15 protein-coding genes are annotated in these 16561 nt (G+C 74.2%); 4 read left to right on the top strand and 11 right to left on the bottom strand.

The window, feature by feature from the left end:
* Nucleotides 1–81: 81 nt before the first annotated feature.
* The 4 genes from ilvD to manD form a co-directional block, all read right to left on the bottom strand.
* Complete coding sequence (gene ilvD / locus ACWFNE_RS21330; RefSeq protein ID WP_452124433.1) at nt 82–1851, bottom strand: dihydroxy-acid dehydratase; 1770 nt, start codon at nt 1849–1851, stop codon at nt 82–84.
* Nucleotides 1852–1961: 110 nt separating this feature from the next.
* Nucleotides 1962–2990, bottom strand: coding sequence for an L-idonate 5-dehydrogenase (locus ACWFNE_RS21325; RefSeq protein WP_452124432.1), 1029 nt, complete (start codon nt 2988–2990; stop codon nt 1962–1964).
* Complete coding sequence (locus ACWFNE_RS21320; RefSeq protein ID WP_452124431.1) at nt 2987–4390, bottom strand: MFS transporter; 1404 nt, start codon at nt 4388–4390, stop codon at nt 2987–2989. Before ACWFNE_RS21320 ends, ACWFNE_RS21325 begins: the two co-directional genes overlap by 4 nt.
* Before the next feature lie 217 nt (nt 4391–4607).
* The gene (gene manD, locus ACWFNE_RS21315) at nt 4608–5816 is read right to left on the bottom strand and encodes a D-mannonate dehydratase ManD (RefSeq protein WP_452124430.1); all 1209 of its coding nucleotides are present in this window, start codon (nt 5814–5816) and stop codon (nt 4608–4610) included.
* Between the two features lie 293 nt (nt 5817–6109).
* Here manD and ACWFNE_RS21310 point away from each other — a divergent pair, with 293 nt between their 5' ends.
* The gene (locus ACWFNE_RS21310; RefSeq protein ID WP_452124429.1) at nt 6110–6907 is read left to right on the top strand and encodes a GntR family transcriptional regulator; all 798 of its coding nucleotides are present in this window, start codon (nt 6110–6112) and stop codon (nt 6905–6907) included.
* Nucleotides 6908–6971: 64 nt separating this feature from the next.
* Here the strand turns inward: ACWFNE_RS21310 and ACWFNE_RS21305 are convergent, their stop codons facing one another.
* Complete coding sequence (locus ACWFNE_RS21305) at nt 6972–7652, bottom strand: 4a-hydroxytetrahydrobiopterin dehydratase (protein WP_452124428.1); 681 nt, start codon at nt 7650–7652, stop codon at nt 6972–6974.
* Nucleotides 7653–7830: 178 nt separating this feature from the next.
* On the opposite strand from ACWFNE_RS21305, the gene ACWFNE_RS21300 reads away from it, so the two are divergent.
* The gene (locus tag ACWFNE_RS21300) at nt 7831–8604 is read left to right on the top strand and encodes a MerR family transcriptional regulator (protein ID WP_452124427.1); all 774 of its coding nucleotides are present in this window, start codon (nt 7831–7833) and stop codon (nt 8602–8604) included.
* Nucleotides 8605–8756: 152 nt separating this feature from the next.
* On the top strand, nt 8757–9323 hold the full coding sequence (locus tag ACWFNE_RS21295; RefSeq protein WP_452124426.1) for a DoxX family protein: 567 nt from the start codon (nt 8757–8759) through the stop codon (nt 9321–9323).
* 24 nt (nt 9324–9347) lie between these two features.
* Here the strand turns inward: ACWFNE_RS21295 and ACWFNE_RS21290 are convergent, their stop codons facing one another.
* On the bottom strand, nt 9348–9893 hold the full coding sequence (locus tag ACWFNE_RS21290; protein WP_452124425.1) for a GNAT family N-acetyltransferase: 546 nt from the start codon (nt 9891–9893) through the stop codon (nt 9348–9350).
* A 238-nt stretch (nt 9894–10131) separates the two neighbouring features.
* Here ACWFNE_RS21290 and ACWFNE_RS21285 point away from each other — a divergent pair, with 238 nt between their 5' ends.
* Nucleotides 10132–11484 carry a cryptochrome/photolyase family protein gene (locus tag ACWFNE_RS21285; protein WP_452124424.1) on the top strand — a complete coding sequence of 451 codons (1353 nt, stop codon included), beginning with the start codon at nt 10132–10134 and terminating at the stop codon, nt 11482–11484.
* Nucleotides 11485–11662: 178 nt separating this feature from the next.
* On the opposite strand, the gene gatB is transcribed toward ACWFNE_RS21285, so the two are convergent.
* The 5 genes from gatB to ACWFNE_RS21260 all read right to left on the bottom strand — a co-directional run.
* The gene (gene gatB / locus ACWFNE_RS21280) at nt 11663–13174 is read right to left on the bottom strand and encodes an Asp-tRNA(Asn)/Glu-tRNA(Gln) amidotransferase subunit GatB (RefSeq protein ID WP_452124423.1); all 1512 of its coding nucleotides are present in this window, start codon (nt 13172–13174) and stop codon (nt 11663–11665) included.
* Nucleotides 13171–14685 (bottom strand): Asp-tRNA(Asn)/Glu-tRNA(Gln) amidotransferase subunit GatA, encoded by a 1515-nt coding sequence (gene gatA, locus ACWFNE_RS21275; RefSeq protein WP_452124422.1) that lies wholly within the window; start codon nt 14683–14685, stop codon nt 13171–13173. The genes gatB and gatA overlap by 4 nt, the downstream gene beginning before the upstream one ends.
* On the bottom strand, nt 14685–14981 hold the full coding sequence (gene gatC / locus ACWFNE_RS21270) for an Asp-tRNA(Asn)/Glu-tRNA(Gln) amidotransferase subunit GatC (protein WP_452124421.1): 297 nt from the start codon (nt 14979–14981) through the stop codon (nt 14685–14687). The genes gatA and gatC overlap by 1 nt, the downstream gene beginning before the upstream one ends.
* A 151-nt stretch (nt 14982–15132) precedes the next feature.
* Nucleotides 15133–15549, bottom strand: coding sequence for a pilus assembly protein CpaE (locus tag ACWFNE_RS21265; protein WP_452124420.1), 417 nt, complete (start codon nt 15547–15549; stop codon nt 15133–15135).
* A 253-nt stretch (nt 15550–15802) separates the two neighbouring features.
* The coding region (locus tag ACWFNE_RS21260; protein WP_452124419.1) for a GNAT family N-acetyltransferase at nt 15803–16561 on the bottom strand (759 nt) is incomplete at its 5' end.

Below are 16561 nucleotides of genomic sequence, written 5' to 3'. Positions count from 1 at the left end.
GGGGGGGAAAACAACCAACCCCCCCGCCCCCCCCCCCCTCTCCCTCCCCTCCCCCCCCCGCCCCTGCGGGACCGGCGTGGGTCAGATCAGCACGGCGCCCTTCGACGCCGACTGCACGAGCTTGGCGTACTTCGCGAGCACCCCGCGCGTGTAGGTCGGGGGCAGCGGGGCCCAGCCGACCTTGCGCGACTCGAGCTCGGCGTCGTCGACCAGGACCTCGAGCGTCGCGTTCGCCACGTCGAGCCGGATCCGGTCGCCGTCACGCACGAACGCGATGGGGCCGCCGTCGACGGCCTCGGGGGCCACGTGACCGACGCACAGGCCCGTCGTCCCGCCCGAGAAGCGCCCGTCGGTGAGCAGCAGCACGTCCTTGCCGAGGCCCGCGCCCTTGATCGCGCCGGTGATCGCGAGCATCTCGCGCATGCCCGGCCCGCCCTTCGGCCCCTCGTAGCGGATCACGACGACGTCGCCCGCGACGATCGTCCCGTCCTCGAGCGCGTCCATCGCCGCGCGCTCGCGGTCGAACACGCGCGCGGTGCCCTCGAAGACGTCCGAGTCGAAGCCCGCCGACTTCACGACGGCACCCTCGGGCGCGAGCGAGCCGTGCAGGATCGTGATGCCGCCCGTCGTGTGGATCGGGTTGCCCATCGCACGCAGGATCTTGCCGTCCGGGTCCGGGGGCGCGATGTCCGCGAGGTTCTCCGCGATCGTCTTCCCGGTGACCGTGAGGCAGTCCCCGTGCAGCAGCCCCGCGTCGAGCAGGGCCTTCATGATGACCGGCACGCCGCCGATGCGGTCGACGTCGTTCATGACGTAGCGGCCGAACGGCTTGAGGTCGCCGAGGTGCGGGACCTTGGCGGCGACACGGGAGAAGTCGTCGAGCGTGAGGTCGACCTCGGCCTCGTGGGCGATCGCGAGCAGGTGCAGCACCGCGTTGGTCGAGCCGCCGAACGCCATGACGACGGCGATCGCGTTCTCGAACGCCTCCTTCGTCATGATGTCGCGCGCGGTGATGCCGCGGCGCAGCAGCTCGACGACGGCGGCACCGGACTTCTCGGCGAACGCGTCACGGCGGCGGTCGGCCGACGGCGGCGCGGCCGAGCCGGGCAGCGACATGCCCATCGCCTCGGCGACCGAGGCCATCGTGTTCGCGGTGTACATCCCGCCGCACGCGCCCTCGCCCGGGCACACGGCGCGCTCGATGAGGTCGACGTCCTCGCGGCTCATGAGCCCGCGGGCGCACGCCCCGACGGCCTCGAACGCGTCGATGATAGTGACGTCCTTCTCGGTGCCGTCCGTGAGCCGCACGAAGCCCGGCGCGATCGACCCGGCGTAGAGGAACACGCTCGACACGTCGAGGCGCGCGGCGGCCATGAGCATCCCGGGCAGCGACTTGTCGCAGCCCGCGAGGAGCACCGACCCGTCGAGCCGCTCGGCCTGCATGACGGTCTCGACGGAGTCGGCGATGATGTCGCGGCTCACGAGCGAGAAGTGCATGCCCTCGTGGCCCATCGAGATGCCGTCGGACACCGAGATCGTGCCGAACTCGAGCGGGAAGCCGCCCGCCGCGTGCACGCCGACCTTGACGGCCTTCGCGAGGCGGTCGAGGGACAGGTTGCACGGCGTGATCTCGTTCCACGAGCTCGCGACGCCGATCTGCGGCTTCGCGAAGTCGTCGTCGCCCAGACCGACCGCGCGCAGCATCCCGCGCGAGGCCGTGGCCTCGAGCCCGTCGGTGACCGTGCGCGAGCGCGGCTTGAAGTCGATGCCGTCGATCGGGGTGGGCGCGGGCGCCGACGGCGGCGTCGTCGAGCGCGGCTGGGTGCTGTCAGCGGACACGGACGTGGTCATGCTCGCGAGTGTAGGTCGGCTCCGGAGCGCCTCGGGCGGAGGGTCGCACTGCGGACCACGGGCGTGCCGCGGGGCGGTTCGACCCACCCACCCCGGTCCGGCCGACGACCTCAGGCCTCGGGCCCGAGGCGCAGCATGACCTTGCTGCTGCCGGTGCTCCGGTCGGCCGCGACGCGCAGCGCCTCCGCGGCCTCGTCGATCCCGAACGTGTGCGTCATGAGCGGGTCCACGTCGAGGCCGTCCGCGAGCGCCGCGATCGCGTCGTCGATCTCGTCGGCGAAGCGGTAGGAGCCCATCCAGGTGATCTCGCGCGTCACGAGCTCGCCGAGCACGGCCGTCGCCTCGGTCCCCGGGAGGTTCCCGACCTGCACGAGCGTGCCGCCCTTGGCGGTCGCGTGCAGCACGGCCCCGAGCGCCCCCGGCACGCCCGACGCCTCGAACACGAGCTCGACGTCCTCCGGGAGCGGCCCCGCCGAGACGTCGACCACCTCGTCGGCGCCCATGGCACGCGCCACCGCGAGCGACGGCGCGGCGACGTCCGCGGCGATCACGGTCGCGGCGCCGTGGTGCTTCGCCGCGGCGACGACGAGGGCGCCGATCGGTCCGCAGCCGTTGACGAGCACCGTGCGCCCGGACACGTCGACGCGCCGCACCGCGTGGATCGCGACGGCGAGCGGCTCCGCGAGCGCACCGCGCCGCGTGGAGACGCCGTCGGGCAGCGGGCGGACCTGCTCGGCGCGGACCGCCTTGAGCTCGCAGAAGCCGCCGTCGGTGTGCGGGTCGAACGCCGCGGAACCGAAGTACCGCACCGCCGGGTAGAGGTTGGTGCGCCCCGCGAGCCGAGGCGGCATCACGCCGTCGCCCACGAGCTGGGCCGGCTGGAAGGTGACAGGCCGGCCCACCTCGAGACCTCGCACGTCTGCGCCGGTGGCCACGACGCGCCCCGCGACCTCGTGCCCGAGGACCAGGGGGTGCCGCAGCACCGCGGTCCCGGAGCGGCCGTGCCGCCAGTACGCGAGGTCGGAGCCGCACACGCCGCCCCACTCCATCGCGACCAGGACCTCGCCGGGAGCGGGCGTCGGGTCCGGGAGGTCGTCGACGCGGAGGTCGCCCGCGCCGTGGACCACGACGGCCCTCATACGGCGTCCTCGAGCCGGACGAGGTCGCGTCCGCGGACCTCGGGCGAGACGACGGCCGAGACGAGCGTGATGAGGCTGTACACCACGAGCATCGCCGCGATGGGCCACCACGACCCCGTGACGGCGGTGAGCGTCGCCGCGAGCAGCGGGCCGATCGCGGTGGCGAGGATGCCGCCGATCTCCTTGGCGAGCGCGAGCTGCGTGAAGCGGGTGCGGGCCCCGAAGAGCTCGGCCATCGTCACGCTCTCGAGCGAGAACAGGCCCAGGACCGCGAGGTTGTGCAGCAGGATCATCGAGATCGTCAGCGCGAGCGTGCTGCCCTGCTGGACGAGGTTGAGGAGCGGGAACGCCAGGATCGCGGAGACCACCGTGAGCACCATGTACACGGGGCGACGGCCGAACCGGTCGCCGAGCAGCCCGACGACGGGCACGGTCGCGAAGCCGACGATCGAGCTGTAGAGGATCGCGTTCGTCGCGACGCTCCGGTCGAGCAGCAGCGTCGTGGCGATGTACCCGACGAGGAACGTCTGGATCAGGCCGGAGTTGCCGGCCTGGCCGAACCGCAGCCCGAGCGCGATGAAGAACGCCTTGCCCTTACGCTGGCGCAGCGCGGCCTCCAGGACGCCGGCCTCGGCCGTGTGCGCGTCCGCGGTCGTCGCCGCGGCCGCCTCGAGCTCCTCGCGGGTCAGCGCGACGCCGTCCGCGGTCACGTCCGCACGGCTCTCGAAGACCGGGCTCTCCTTGAGGTGCGTCCGGATCCAGATCGCGAAGATCATGAGCACGAAGCTGAACAGGAACGGCAGGCGCCACCCCCACGAGAGCAGCTGCTCCTCCGTCAGCAGCGCGATCAGCAGCGCCCACAGGCCGGTCGCGGCGAGCGTGCCGGTGTTGGTCCCGAGGCTCACCAGCGAGGCGATGACGCCGCGCTTCTTCACCGGCGCGTACTCCGCGAGCATCGTCGTCGCGCCCGCGATCTCGGCGCCGGCGCCGAAGCCCTGCACGAGCCGCAGGACGACGAGGAGGACCGGCGCCAGGAGCCCGACCTGGGCGTAGGTCGGGAGGACGCCGATGAGCGTCGTCGAGGCGCCCATGAGCGCGATGGTGAGGAACAGGACCCGCTTGCGGCCGATCCGGTCCCCCATCCGGCCGAAGTACACGGCCCCCGCGAGCCGGGCGACGTAGCCGACGCCGTAGGTGCCCATCGCGGCGATGAGACCGATCGCCGGGTCGACCTCGGGGAAGAAGATCTCGTTGAAGACGATGGCTGCGGCGAGCGAGTACAGCTGGAAGTCCATGAACTCCATGGCCGTGCCGAGCCAGCCGGAGACCGCGACCCGCTTGAGGTCACCGGCTGTCCTCTCGACGGTCACGCCCGGCGCCGTCAGGTTGTCGTGCGTCATCGTGTGCTCCTTCGCCCGCGACAGCGGTCCGATGCGTCGTGCCCGCCCTCTCGGAGGTTCCCGACGAGAGGCACAGGCGTGGTGGTGCCGGCGCCGTGGCGGGCACCGGGGTGGACCGGTCGTGCCGGTCGGGATGGTCAGCTCGGTCGGGCGTCCGCGACGGGGTGCCGCGAGGTCGTCCGTGACGGCGCGCGGCGGGAGGCCGGCGCGGGTGCCCTCACCAGTCGTGCACGGACCCGTCGAGCCGGCGCGCGACCGGCAGGTACCGGGGCTCGTACGGGAAGCGAGCGGCGGCCTTCTCGTCGTACTCGACGCCGAGCCCGGGGGTCTCGTCGACGTCCAGCGCCCCGTCCGCGAACCGGACGCCGCTGCGGAAGACCTCCATGGTCTCGGGCGCGTGCTCCATGTACTCCTGGATGCCGAAGTTCGGCACGGTCAGGTCGACGTGCACGGCCGCGGCGAGCGTGACCGGCGAGAGGTCCGTCGCGCCGTGCGAACCGGTCCGCACCTGGTACAGCGCGGCGAGGTCGAAGATGCGGCGCAGGTGCGTGATGCCGCCCGCGTGCACGACGGTCGTGCGCACGTAGTCGATCAGCTGCTCGGTGATGAGGTGCTGGACGTCCCAGATGCTCGTGAGGACCTCGCCGACCGCGACGGGCGTCGTGGTGTGCTGGCGGATGAGACGGAACGCCTCCTGGTTCTCCGCCGGCGTCGGGTCCTCCATCCAGAACAGCTGCACGTCCTCGACGCTCTTGCCGAAGCGCGCGGCCTCGAGCGGCGTGAGCCGGTGGTGCACGTCGTGCAGCAGGTGGAAGTCGAAGCCGAGCTTCGAGCGGATCTCCTCGAGGTACGTCGGGGCGAACCGCAGGTAGGCCTCGGTCGACCAGGGCTGCTCCTCGGGCAGCGCGCTCGCGGCGGGCTCGTAGATCGCCCCCTTGCGCACGCCGTAGGTGCCGCCGACCTCGGGCACGGCCGCCTGTGCACGGACCGCCCCGTAGCCGAGCTCGCGGAACCGGACGACGTCGTCGAGCAGCTCCGCGGTGTCGGCGCCGCTCGCGTGGCCGTAGACCATCACGTTGTCGCGCGAGCGCCCGCCGAGCAGCTGGTAGACGGGCAGCCCCGCGACCTTGCCCTTGATGTCCCACAGCGCGGTGTCGACCGCGGCGATCGACGTCATGGTGACGGGCCCGCGGCGCCAGTACGGGCCGCGGTACAGGTACTGCCACATGTCCTCGATGCGCGCGGGGTCCCGGCCGATCAGCAGGGGGACGACGTGGTCGCGCAGGTAGCTCGCGACCGCGAGCTCGCGACCGTTCAGGGTCGCGTCGCCGAGCCCGGTGACGCCGTCGGACGTCGTGATGCGCAGCGTGACGAAGTTCCGTCCCGGTCCTGCGACGAAGACCTCGGCACGTTCGATCGTGCTCACGTGGCGTTCCCCCTCCGGCTGCCTGCCGACCCGAGCCCCTGCCCGGCGGTCGCACTGCTGCGATGCAGTGCTTGTATACAAGGGTGATATGCACCGCGTGTCAAGCCCTGGCGACCTCCCGCCGCGGCACCCGCGGGGTCGCGGCGCGGCACCCCCCGCCGGGCGCGCAGCCCGGCGCCCGGCTTGACCTGCACTGACACGCACGGGTTGTATACAAGTGCGCGGGATCAGGTCGGTACGCGGGACCGACGGCCGCGGACCGAATCGCGGACAGGACGAGGCGAGGAGTCGGCGTGACGCGAGCGACGGCAGGCAGCACGAACGGCGGTGCCAGCGCGTTCCGCCCCGGGTCGCCCGACGCCGGCACCGGCGCGCGTCAGCGCGGTGCGGACCCCGGCCCGCGCTCCGCCGGCCGGGTGGTGTACGCCGAGCTCCGCCGACGGGTCGTCACCCTCGACCTCCAGCCGGGAGCGCCCCTGTCGGAGAACGAGCTCGCCGCCGAGCTCGGCGTCTCCCGGACACCCGTGCGTGACGCGCTCATGCTGCTGCAGCAGGAGGGGCTCGTGCAGATCTTCCCGAGGATCGGCTCGTTCGTCTCCCGGGTGGACCCGCAGCGCGTCGCCGACGCCCAGTTCCTGCGCGAGGCCGTCGAGCTCGCGTCCCTCGACGACGTGCCGGCCGCACCGGATCCCGACATCACGGCCGCGCTGCAGGAGAACATCGCGCTGCAGCGTCTCGTCGAGGGGGACCACGAGGAGTTCTTCCGCCTCGACGAGCTGTTCCACCAGGGGCTCATGCGCCTCGCCGGGCACGAGGGCACATGGCCGTCGGTCGTCGCCGCGAAGGCGCACCTCGACCGGGCCCGGCGCCTCGGGCTCTCCGAGGTCGGCAGCGTCCAGGTGTTCGTCGAGCAGCACGCGCACGTGCTCGACGCGCTCCTGCACGGCGGCGCGCACGAGGCGCGCCCGCTCATGCGCACGCACCTGCGCACCGTCTTCGACGACATCGAGCGCGTGCGCTCCCGCTCCCCCGAGCTCTTCGCCGCCAACACCGGGGCGCCGACCCGCCGCAGCGTGGCCGTCTGGGAGTGACGCGACGGCGTCCCCGTCGAGCAGAGCCGGAGCGTCGCCGTTCGCGCGCGAGCCGGGGGGTCGCTCAGTCGCGCGCCTGCCACGTGCACACGCACGCCTCGTTGCCCTCGGCGTCCGCGAGCACCCAGAACGCGGGAGCCCGCCCGTCGCTCACGAGGCGCCCGCCCGCCGCGAGGGCTGCCGCGACGCGCTCCTCCGCGACGTCGTGCGGCACGGTGACGTCGAGGTGGATGCGGTTGCGCTGCGGGCGCGGGGCATCCATCTGCTGGAACCACACCGCGGGGCCGAGACCGGCCGGGTCGAGGAGCGCCGGGGACGGGTCGTCCGCGTCGGGCAGGTCCTCGGGGACGTAGCCGAGCACCGCGCGCCAGAACGGGTAGACCGCCGGGATGTCGAGGGCGTCGATCGCGACCTCGAGCACGGACAGCACGGGCACCTCGGCGTCGAGCCCGAGCTCGTCGGCGACCGCGCTGACCGCCGCCGCGAGCTCGACGTCCTTCGCGGTCAGCCCGCCCGCGTCGTGCGTCTGCACCGACACCTGCACGCGCGGGTACGACAGGTGGACGTCCGGGTGGTGGTCCAGCGACTCCGCGACGGCGGCGACCCGCGTCACGAGCTCGAGGCCCCGCTCGAAGGAGCCGGTGCGGAACGACGCGTGCAGCCGCTGGAGCAGGACGCGCCAGTGGCGGGCGTCGACCTGCGCGGAGACCTCGGTCGCGGTGAGAGTCGTCCTCGGCGTCGTCATCCGCCCAGCGTCCCACCCGGCACCCACGCGCACGAGAGCTCCGGCGGCGCTCCGGCGCCACCCCTCGCCCGTCGCCACCCGGGAGCGGCGCAGAATGAGGCTTGCGGTTGACGCAGCGTCAACTTCTAGCGTCGGGGACGACGGCGGACGGACCGCCGTCGGGACGAGGAGGCGGCACGTGCGGAGCGAGACCTGGACGATCGGGGACCTCGCGCGCCTCTCGGGCGTGACGTCCCGGACCCTGCGCCACTACGACGCGATCGGGCTGCTCACCCCCGTCGACGTGGCGGCGGGCGGGCGCCGGCTCTACGGGCGCGACGAGCTGCTGCGGCTGCAGCAGATCCTCGTGCTCCGCGAGCTCGACGTCGACCTGCCCACCGTCGCCCGCGTGCTCGCGGCCGACGGGGAGCACGGCGCGCGTGCCGGGCTGCTGCGCGAGCACCACGCCCGGCTCGTGGCGGAGCGGGACCGGTTCGACAGGCTCGCGGCGACCGTCGCCTCGACCCTCGAGTCCCTGGAAGGGGGGCACGACATGGCAGCGAAGGACCTGTACGCAGGATTCGACAACAGCCAGTACGACGCCGAGGCGCGCGAGCGCTGGGGTGACGCGGCGGTGGACCGCAGCAACGACGCCTGGGCCCGGCTCGGGGCGGACGGGCAGGCGGCGCACCACCGCGAGAGCCAGGCGATCGGCGAGGGGCTCGCGGCCTGCCTGGCCGAGGGTCTCGCGCCGGACGACGAGCGCACGCAGGGGCTCGTCACGCGCCACCACGCGCAGATCGCGCTGTTCTGGACGCCGGACCGCGAGTCCTACCGCGGGCTGGGGCAGATGTACGTCGACGACGAGCGGTTCACGGCGACGTACGACGCGTTCACGCCGGGCCTCGCGGTGTACCTGCGTGACGCGATCGCGGTCTGGGCCGAGCGGCTCCCCTCGGGCGCGTCCGCGTAGCCCGGGAGGCTCGCCGGAGCCGATCCACCTGCGGGGACGCCACCCAATCGTTTCACTCGGGGGTGGCGTCCCAGCAGGCAAGACAAGTTGACGATTGCACTTCCCAGGTCACGGTACGGTCACGGCTCCGCTGACCTGAAGGAGCGCCCGCCATGACTGCCTCACCCGTCGCACCGGCCCGCACCCAGAGCACCCAGCACGACGCCGACCTCGCACGACCCGGCCTCACGGCGGGTGCCCGCCGGGCGCTCGCCGCCCTGCGGATCGCCCTCGGGATCGTCTTCCTGTGGCCGTTCCTCGACAAGACGTTCGGCCTCGGCTACGCCACGCCGGGCGAGGGCGCCTGGATCACGGGCGGAACGCCCAGCCAGGGCTACCTGCTGCACGGCGTGAACGGCCCCGCCAAGGACCTCTTCGCGTCGATCGCGAGCCCCGTGTCGGACTGGCTGTTCATGCTGGGGATGCTCGGGGTCGGCCTCGCGCTGCTGCTCGGCATCGGGCTCCGCGTCGCCTCCGTCGCCGCAGCGCTCCTCATGGTCCCGCTGTACGTCGCGGCCTGGCCGTTCGCCGCGGGCAGCCAGAACCCCCTCGTCGACCAGCACCTCGTCTTCACGCTCGCCGCGATCGCCCTCGCCGCGACGCTCGCGGGCGACACCTGGGGGCTCGGCCGCCCGTGGTCCCGGCTCGCGCTCGTTCGCGCGAACCCCTGGCTGCGCTGACGCACCCGCCGGGCGGCGCGGCGCTCAGTCGAGCTGCGCCGCCCGGAACTCGTCCTCGAGGATCCCCATGACGACCGAGTCGCACCACCGGTCCCCGTCGCGGTACGCGTCCCGCAGCCGGCCCTCGTGCCGGAACCCGATGTTCTCGTAGATCGCGATCGCCCGGTGGTTGATGCTCAGCACGTCGAGCCCCACGCGGTGCAGCCCGAGACCGTCGAACGCGAGCCCCAGCACGAGCTGGATCGCCTCCGTGCCGTAGCCGCGCCCCCGGTACGCAGGGCGCATCACGAGCCGCAGGTTGGCGCTGCGCACCACCGGGTCGATGTCGTTGAGGACGATCTCCCCGCGGTACTCGTCCGAGCCGCTCGACGTGACGGCGAGGTCGATGCGGTCCTCGTGCGTCGAGATCGTGGCGCACCACTCCGCGATCTGCTCGCGCGTGAACGTCGCGGTCGTACCGGTCAGACGCATGCCCTCGGCGTCCTGCACCAGGTCCCACATCGCGTCGGCGTCGTCCGCGCGGACGGGTCGCAGCCGGATCATCTCGCCCTGGAGCGTCGGCTTCTCCATCGGTCCGTTCCTCCTGATCGTGGCCCCCACCCGCGAGCCTACGGACAGCGGGTGACCACCATGTTTCGCCGCGCGGCACGCGGCGCGGGAGGGTCGGCGCGGGCCCGGGCCGCGCTGCCGGTGCGCCGGGCCGCTGCGCCCGCACCGCGCCGCTCCCCGCGACCGGGCGTCGGGGTCGGTGCCGCTCCCGTGCGGCGCTCCCCGCGCCGCGCTGGGGCCACGCGGCTAGCGTGACCGGGTGACCGCGATCCACTGGTTCCGACGCGACCTGCGCCTCGCGGACAACCCCGCACTCCTCGCCGCCGCTGCCGGCGGGCGCGACGTCGTGCCGCTGTTCGTGCTCGACGACACCCTGCTGGCCCGGTCGGGCGCCCCACGCCGTGCGTACCTGCTGCGCAGCCTGCGCGCGCTCGACGACGCGACCGGCGGACGCCTCGTGGTGCGTCGCGGCGCCCCGACCGAGGTGCTCCCGGACGTGGCCCGGGAGGTCGCGGCCGACGAGGTCCACGTGGCCTCGTCCTACGAGCCCGCCGGCCGACGCCGCGACGAGCAGGTCCGGTCCGCGCTCGAGGCACAGGGAACGGCGCTCACCGCGACCGGCTCGCCCTACGCCGTCGCCCCCGGCCGGCTGCTGACCGGCGGCGGGACCCCGTTCCAGGTCTTCACCCCGTTCCGCACCGCCTGGCTCGCGCACGGCTGGCGCGCACCCGCGACCGGCCCGGCGCCGCGCTGGGCCGAGGGCGTCCGCAGCGACGGGCTGCCCGACGAACCCGGGCTCGACGGCCTCGAGCTGCCCGAGGCCGGGGAGGCCGCCGCACGCGAGCGCTGGGAGTCGATGCTCGACGACGGGCTCGCCGGGTACGCCGACGACCGGAACCGCCCCGACCTCGACGCCACGTCCCGTCTGTCGCCCGCGCTCAAGTGGGGCGAGATCCACCCGCGCACGCTCCTCGCCGACCTCGCGCGCCGGCGCAGCGACGGCGCCGTCGCGTTCCGCTCCGAGCTCGCGTGGCGCGAGTTCCACGCCGACGTGCTGTTCCACCACCCGGCCGCGTCGTGGCAGTCGCTGCGCGAGGTCGCGCCCGACGACTCGTGGGTGGCCGGCGAGCGCGAGACCGCCGCGCTCGAGGTGTGGGCCGCGGGTCGCACCGGGTACCCGTTCGTCGACGCCGGGATGCGTCAGCTGCGCGCCGAGGGCTGGATGCACGGGCGCCTGCGCATGGTCACCGCGTCGTTCCTGATCAAGGACCTGCACGTCGCGTGGCAACGGGGCGCCGCGCACTTCATGCGCTGGCTCGTCGACGGTGACGTGCCGCAGAACCAGCTCAACTGGCAGTGGGTCGCGGGCACCGGTCGCGACGCCGCGCCGTACTTCCGGGTGTTCAACCCGGTGACGCAGGGGCGCACGCTCGACCCGGATGGCGCGTACGTGCGGCGCTGGGTGCCCGAGCTGCGCGGGATCCCGGGCGCGGCGGTGCACGAGCCGTGGAAGCTCCCGCGCGCAGCGGCACCGGAGTACCCCGAGCGGGTCGTCGACCACGCCGAGGAGCGGAAGGCCGCGCTCGACGCGCACGCACGCCGGTCCCGCTGAGCGACCCGCCGGCGCCGGGCCCGGTCCGGGTCGACGCGCCACCGGGCTCCCGACGGCTCGTCCCGCACCCGTCGGGCCACCACGACGCCTGGGACGCGCGTCGCACGCACGGCGACGGCGGCCGACCCCGGAGGGACCGACCGCCGTCGGGTGCTGCTGCCGGTGCCGCGCCCCGAGGTCAGCCCTGCGCGACCCGCTCGAGCACGAGCTCGCGCACGCGGCCGGCGTCGGCCTGGCCGCGGGTGGCCTTCATGACCGCGCCGATGATGGCGCCGACCGGCCCGAGGTTGCCCGAGCGGATCTTCGCCGCGATGTCCGGCTGACCCGCGAGCGCGGCATCGATCGCCTCGAGCAGCGGGCCGTCGTCCGACACGACCTCGAGCCCGCGCCCGACGACGACCTGCTCCGGGCCGCCCTCGCCCGCGAGCACGCCCTCGAGCACCTGGCGCGCGAGCTTGTCGTTGATCCGGCCGGCGTCGACGAGCGCCTGGAGCTCCCCGATCTGCGTCGGCGTGATCGGCAGCTCGGCCAGCTCCACCTCCTGCTGCTTCGCGGTGCGGGCCAGCTCGCCCATCCACCACTTGCGCGCGGCGGCCGGGCTCGCGCCCGCGGCGATGGTCGCCTCGATGAGCTCGATCGCGCCCGCGTTGACGACGTCGCGCATCTCGGCGTCGGCGTAGCCCCACTCCCCCTGCAGCCGGCGGCGGCGAGCCGCGGGCAGCTCGGGCAGCGCGGCACGGATCTCCTCGACCCACGCACGGTCCGGCGCGATCGGCACGAGGTCCGGCTCGGGGAAGTAGCGGTAGTCCTCGGCGTCGGACTTCACGCGACCCGGCGTCGTGCTGCCGGTGTCCTCGTGCCAGTGCCGGGTCTCCTGGATGATCGTGCCGCCCGCGTCGAGCACCGCAGCCTGGCGGGACACCTCGTAGCGGACCGCACGCTCGACCGACCGGAACGAGTTCACGTTCTTGGTCTCGGTGCGCGTGCCGAGCGGCGACTCCGGGGTCGCGCGCAGCGACAGGTTGACGTCGGCGCGGACGTTCCCGCGCTCCATCCGCGCCTCGGAGACACCGAGCGTGCGGAAGATGTCACGGAGCGTCTGGACGTACGCGCGGGCGACCTCGGGGACGCGCGCGCCCGCACCCGTGATGGGCCGCGTCACGATCTCCACGAGCGGGATCCCGGCGCGGTTGTAGTCGACGAGCGAGTACTCGGCGCCGTGGATGCGCCCGGTCGAGCCGCCGACGTGGGTGTTCTTGCCGGCGTCCTCCTCCATGTGCGCGCGCTCGATCTCGACCCGGAACGTCGACCCGTCCTCGAGCTCGACGTCGATCCACCCGTCGAACGCGATGGGCTCGTCGTACTGCGACGTCTGGAAGTTCTTCGGGACGTCCGGGTAGAAGTAGTTCTTGCGCGCGAAGCGGCAGCGCTCGGCGATCTGGCAGTTCAGCGCGAGGCCGATGCGGATCGCGTACTCCACGGCGGTGCCGTTGACGACCGGCAGCGCGCCGGGCAGCCCGAGCGAGACCGGCGTGACGGCCGTGTTGGGCTCCTCGCCGAACGTCTGCGGTGCCGCGTCGAACATCTTGGTGCGGGTGCCGAGCTCGACGTGCACCTCGATGCCGAGCACCGGGTCGAACCGGGCCACGGCCTCGTCGTAGTCGACCAGGTCGACGGTCTGCGTGCTCATCGCGCCACCTCCAGCTCCGGCGCGCGGTCGAGGATCGACCCGCCCCACTGCGCCTCGAGCAGCGCCTCGAGCGCCGCCCCCACCCGGTAGAGCCGGTCGTCGGCCTTCGCGGGTGCGAGCACCTGGAAGCCGACCGGCAGGCCGTCGTCCGACAGGCCGTTGGGGACCGAGAGCCCCGGGACGCCCGCGAGGTTCGCGGGGATGGTCGCGACGTCGTTGAGGTACATCGCCAGCGGGTCGTCGAGCTTCTCGCCGAGCCGGAACGCCGTGGTCGGCGCCGTCGGCGAGACGAGCACGTCGGCCTTCGTGAACGCGGCGTCGAAGTCGCGCTGGATGAGCGTGCGGACCTTCTGGGCGCTGCCGTAGTACGCGTCGTAGTACCCGGCCGACAGCGCGTAGGTGCCGAGGATGATGCGCCGCTTGACCTCGTCGCCGAAGCCCGCGCCGCGCGTCGCGCCCATCACGCGCTCCGCCGTCACCGGGCCCTCGCTGGGCTCGACCCGCAGGCCGAAGCGCATGCCGTCGAACTTGGCCAGGTTGCTCGACGCCTCGCTGGGCAGGATCAGGTAGTACGCGCCGAGCGCGTAGGTGAAGTGCGGGCACGAGACCTCGACGATCTCCGCGCCCGCCCCGCGCAGCACCTCGAGCGACTCCGCGAAGCGCGCGCTGACGCCGGGCTGGTAGCCCTCGCCGGTGAGCTCGGTGACGACGCCGACGCGCACGCCGGTCAGGTCGCCCGTGAGGCCCTGGCGCGCCGCGGCGACGAGGCCGGGGAGCGGCTCGTCGATCGACGTGGAGTCGCGCGGGTCGTGGCCGCCGATGAGCTCGTGCAGCAGCGCCGAGTCGAGCACGGTGCGCGTCACGGGACCGGCCTGGTCGAGGCTCGACGCGAGCGCGATGAGCCCATACCGCGAGACGCCGCCGTACGTGGGCTTGACGCCCACCGTGCCGGTGACGGCCGCGGGCTGACGGATCGAGCCGCCGGTGTCGGTGCCGATCGCGAGCGGGGCCTCGAACGCGGCGACCGCCGCCGCAGAACCGCCGCCCGAGCCGCCGGGGATCCGGTCGAGGTCCCACGGGTTGTGGGTGTTGCCGAACGCGGAGTGCTCGGTGCTGGAGCCCATCGCGAACTCGTCCATGTTCGTCTTGCCGAGGATCGGCAGGCCGGCCGCCTTGATCCGCTCGACGAGCGTCGCGTCGTACGGCGGAACCCAGCCCTCGAGGATCTTCGAGCCCGCGGTCGTCGGGAGGCCCTTCGTGACGACGATGTCCTTGACGGCGATCGGCACGCCCGCGAGCGTGTGGAGCTGCTCGCCGGCCGCGCGCCGGGCATCGACGTCGCGTGCTGTGGCGAGCGCCTCCTCGCCGCTGACGTGCAGGAACGCGTGCACGGCGGGCTCGACGGCGGCGATCCGGTCGAGGTGCGCCTGCGTCGCCTCGACGCTCGAGACGTCCCCGGCGGCGAGGCGCTCGGCGAGGTCGGCGGCGGTCAGGCGCGTGAGGTCGCTCATCAGTCCTCCTCCAGGATCTGCGGGACGAGGAACTTGCCGGCGCGCGCGGCCGGGGCGCCCGCGAGGGCGTCGGCCGCGAGCAGCGGGGCCTCGGGGACGTCCGCGCGGAAGACGTTGGTGAGCGGGAGCGGGTGGCTCGTGGCGGGCACGTCGGGCGTGGCGACCTCGCTGACCCGCGCGACCGACTCGACGATGACGTCGAGCTCGCCCGCGAGACGGTCGAGCTCGGCGGGCGTCAGGTCGATCCGGGCCAGGGCTGCCACGCGCGCGACCTCGTCGCGGGAGAGGGTGGACATGGCGTGAAGTCTAGACGTGCGGGCGTCGGCGTCGGCCGACCGTCGGGGCGCGCGGCGCAGGTCCGGCGGGCCCCGTCCCACCGCGCGGGGGGCGCCACGAGCGGGGCGGCGACCCGTCCCGTGACGTCCGGGGGCGTGCGGTCGAGACGCGTCAGACCCGGTCGACGGCCGCGGTGACCAGCGCGAGCAGCGCGTCGGCGTACGCGTCGCCGGGGTCGCCGGCGCGGAACCCGCGGGGTCCCCGGCCCGGCAGCTCCACCTCGACCTCGAAGCCGTCCTCGACACGGGTCAGGCTCCGGAACGTGCCGCCGAGCAGCTCGCGCAGCTGGTCCTCGCCGGGGAGCCACACCGCGTCCTCCTGCGCCACGGAGTCGAGCGCCCACTCCGTCGTCCCGTTGAACCCGAGCACGGTGCCGCTCGGGAACTCGTGCGCCTCGATCATCATGTCGGAGATCGTGAAGACCTCGCCGGTGAGGTCCGGCTGACGCAGCGCGAAGCGGTCGCCCGCGCGGGGTCGCCAGCGCAGGCCGGCCGAGTGCAGCAGCAGCGCACGGTCCACCGAGATCATCCGCCCAGTATCAGGCGAGGCGTCGTGGACCGCGCGGCGGGGGCGGCGCGATCCGGGAGGGGCGCGACGGCGGCGCGGTCGGTCCGTCGACGGGCGGCTCGGGTCGCGTCGACGCGCGACGGGCGGCGCGGTCGGTCCGTCGACGGGCGGCTCGGGTCGGTCCGGCGAGGGGCGGCTCGGTCGGTCCGGCGACGGGCGGCGCGGTCGGCCCGGCGACGGGCGGCTCGGGTCGCGTCGACTCGCGGCGGGGCGGTCAGCAGCCGCCGGCCGGCGCCGGTCCCGGTGCGGTCGGGCGCTCGCAGTACTCGTAGACCTCCGCAGCCTGGAACCCGACACCGAGGTAGAGCGCGCGGGCGCCGACGTTGTGCTCCTCGACCTGCAGGAACGCGCGGGACGCGCCGCGCTCGGCGGCGTCGTGCAGCGCGAGCTCCGTGAGCCGGCGGCCGAGCCCTCGTCGCCGCGCCCGCCCGGCGACCATGAGGCACGAGAGCCCGACCCACTCGCCGGCGCGCGCGGCCCGGATGACCCCGACGACGCCGTGCTCGTCCCACGCCGTGGCATAGCGCGCGGGTGCACCGGACGCGACCCGGCGCGCGAGGTCGAGGTCGACGTCGCCCTTCGCCTTGACCGCGAGCCAGCCCCGCAGCCAGTCGTCGTCGGGCTCGTCGGCGAACGTCACCCGCAGCGGGTCGCCGGTCGCCGCCGGTCGGGCGCCGCGGTCGGTGTCGAGCGGGAGGTCGGCCTTGCCCGGGAGGTCGGCGTCGGCCGGGACGTCGGCGTCCGCGGAGACGTCGGCGTCCGCGGAGACGTCGGCGTCCGCGGGGACGTCGGCGTCCGCGGAGAGGTCGGCGTCCGCGGAGAGGTCGGCGTCCGCGGAGAGGTCGGCGTCCGCCGGGGCGTCGATGTCCCGGACGAGGACCGACGTGCGGGACACCGTCGTGTAGCCCCGCGCGGCGAGCCGGGTCGTTTGGTCCGCCCGGGGGATCGCTAGCCATCCCCCAAGAGACTCCGG

The organism is Cellulomonas sp. NPDC055163, assembly GCF_053607065.1.
The sequence above is the reverse complement of the archived record's forward strand: the minus strand, read 5'-3'. Positions and strand labels throughout refer to the sequence as shown.

Bases quoted from the DNA above. Each gene is read 5' to 3' on its own strand.
- gatA (WP_452124422.1), bottom strand. From the start codon at position 14,685: ATGAGCGACCTCACGCGCCTGACCGCCGCCGACCTCGCCGAGCGCCTC.
- gatC (WP_452124421.1), bottom strand. From the start codon at position 14,981: ATGTCCACCCTCTCCCGCGACGAGGTCGCGCGCGTGGCAGCCCTGGCC.
- ACWFNE_RS21325 (WP_452124432.1), bottom strand. From the start codon at position 2,990: ATGAGGGCCGTCGTGGTCCACGGCGCGGGCGACCTCCGCGTCGACGAC.
- ilvD (WP_452124433.1), bottom strand. From the start codon at position 1,851: ATGACCACGTCCGTGTCCGCTGACAGCACCCAGCCGCGCTCGACGACG.
- ACWFNE_RS21290 (WP_452124425.1), bottom strand. From the start codon at position 9,893: ATGGAGAAGCCGACGCTCCAGGGCGAGATGATCCGGCTGCGACCCGTC.
- ACWFNE_RS21305 (WP_452124428.1), bottom strand. From the start codon at position 7,652: ATGACGACGCCGAGGACGACTCTCACCGCGACCGAGGTCTCCGCGCAG.
- ACWFNE_RS21320 (WP_452124431.1), bottom strand. From the start codon at position 4,390: ATGACGCACGACAACCTGACGGCGCCGGGCGTGACCGTCGAGAGGACA.
- ACWFNE_RS21265 (WP_452124420.1), bottom strand. From the start codon at position 15,549: ATGATCTCGGTGGACCGTGCGCTGCTGCTGCACTCGGCCGGCCTGCGC.
- ACWFNE_RS21295 (WP_452124426.1), top strand. From the start codon at position 8,757: ATGACTGCCTCACCCGTCGCACCGGCCCGCACCCAGAGCACCCAGCAC.
- gatB (WP_452124423.1), bottom strand. From the start codon at position 13,174: ATGAGCACGCAGACCGTCGACCTGGTCGACTACGACGAGGCCGTGGCC.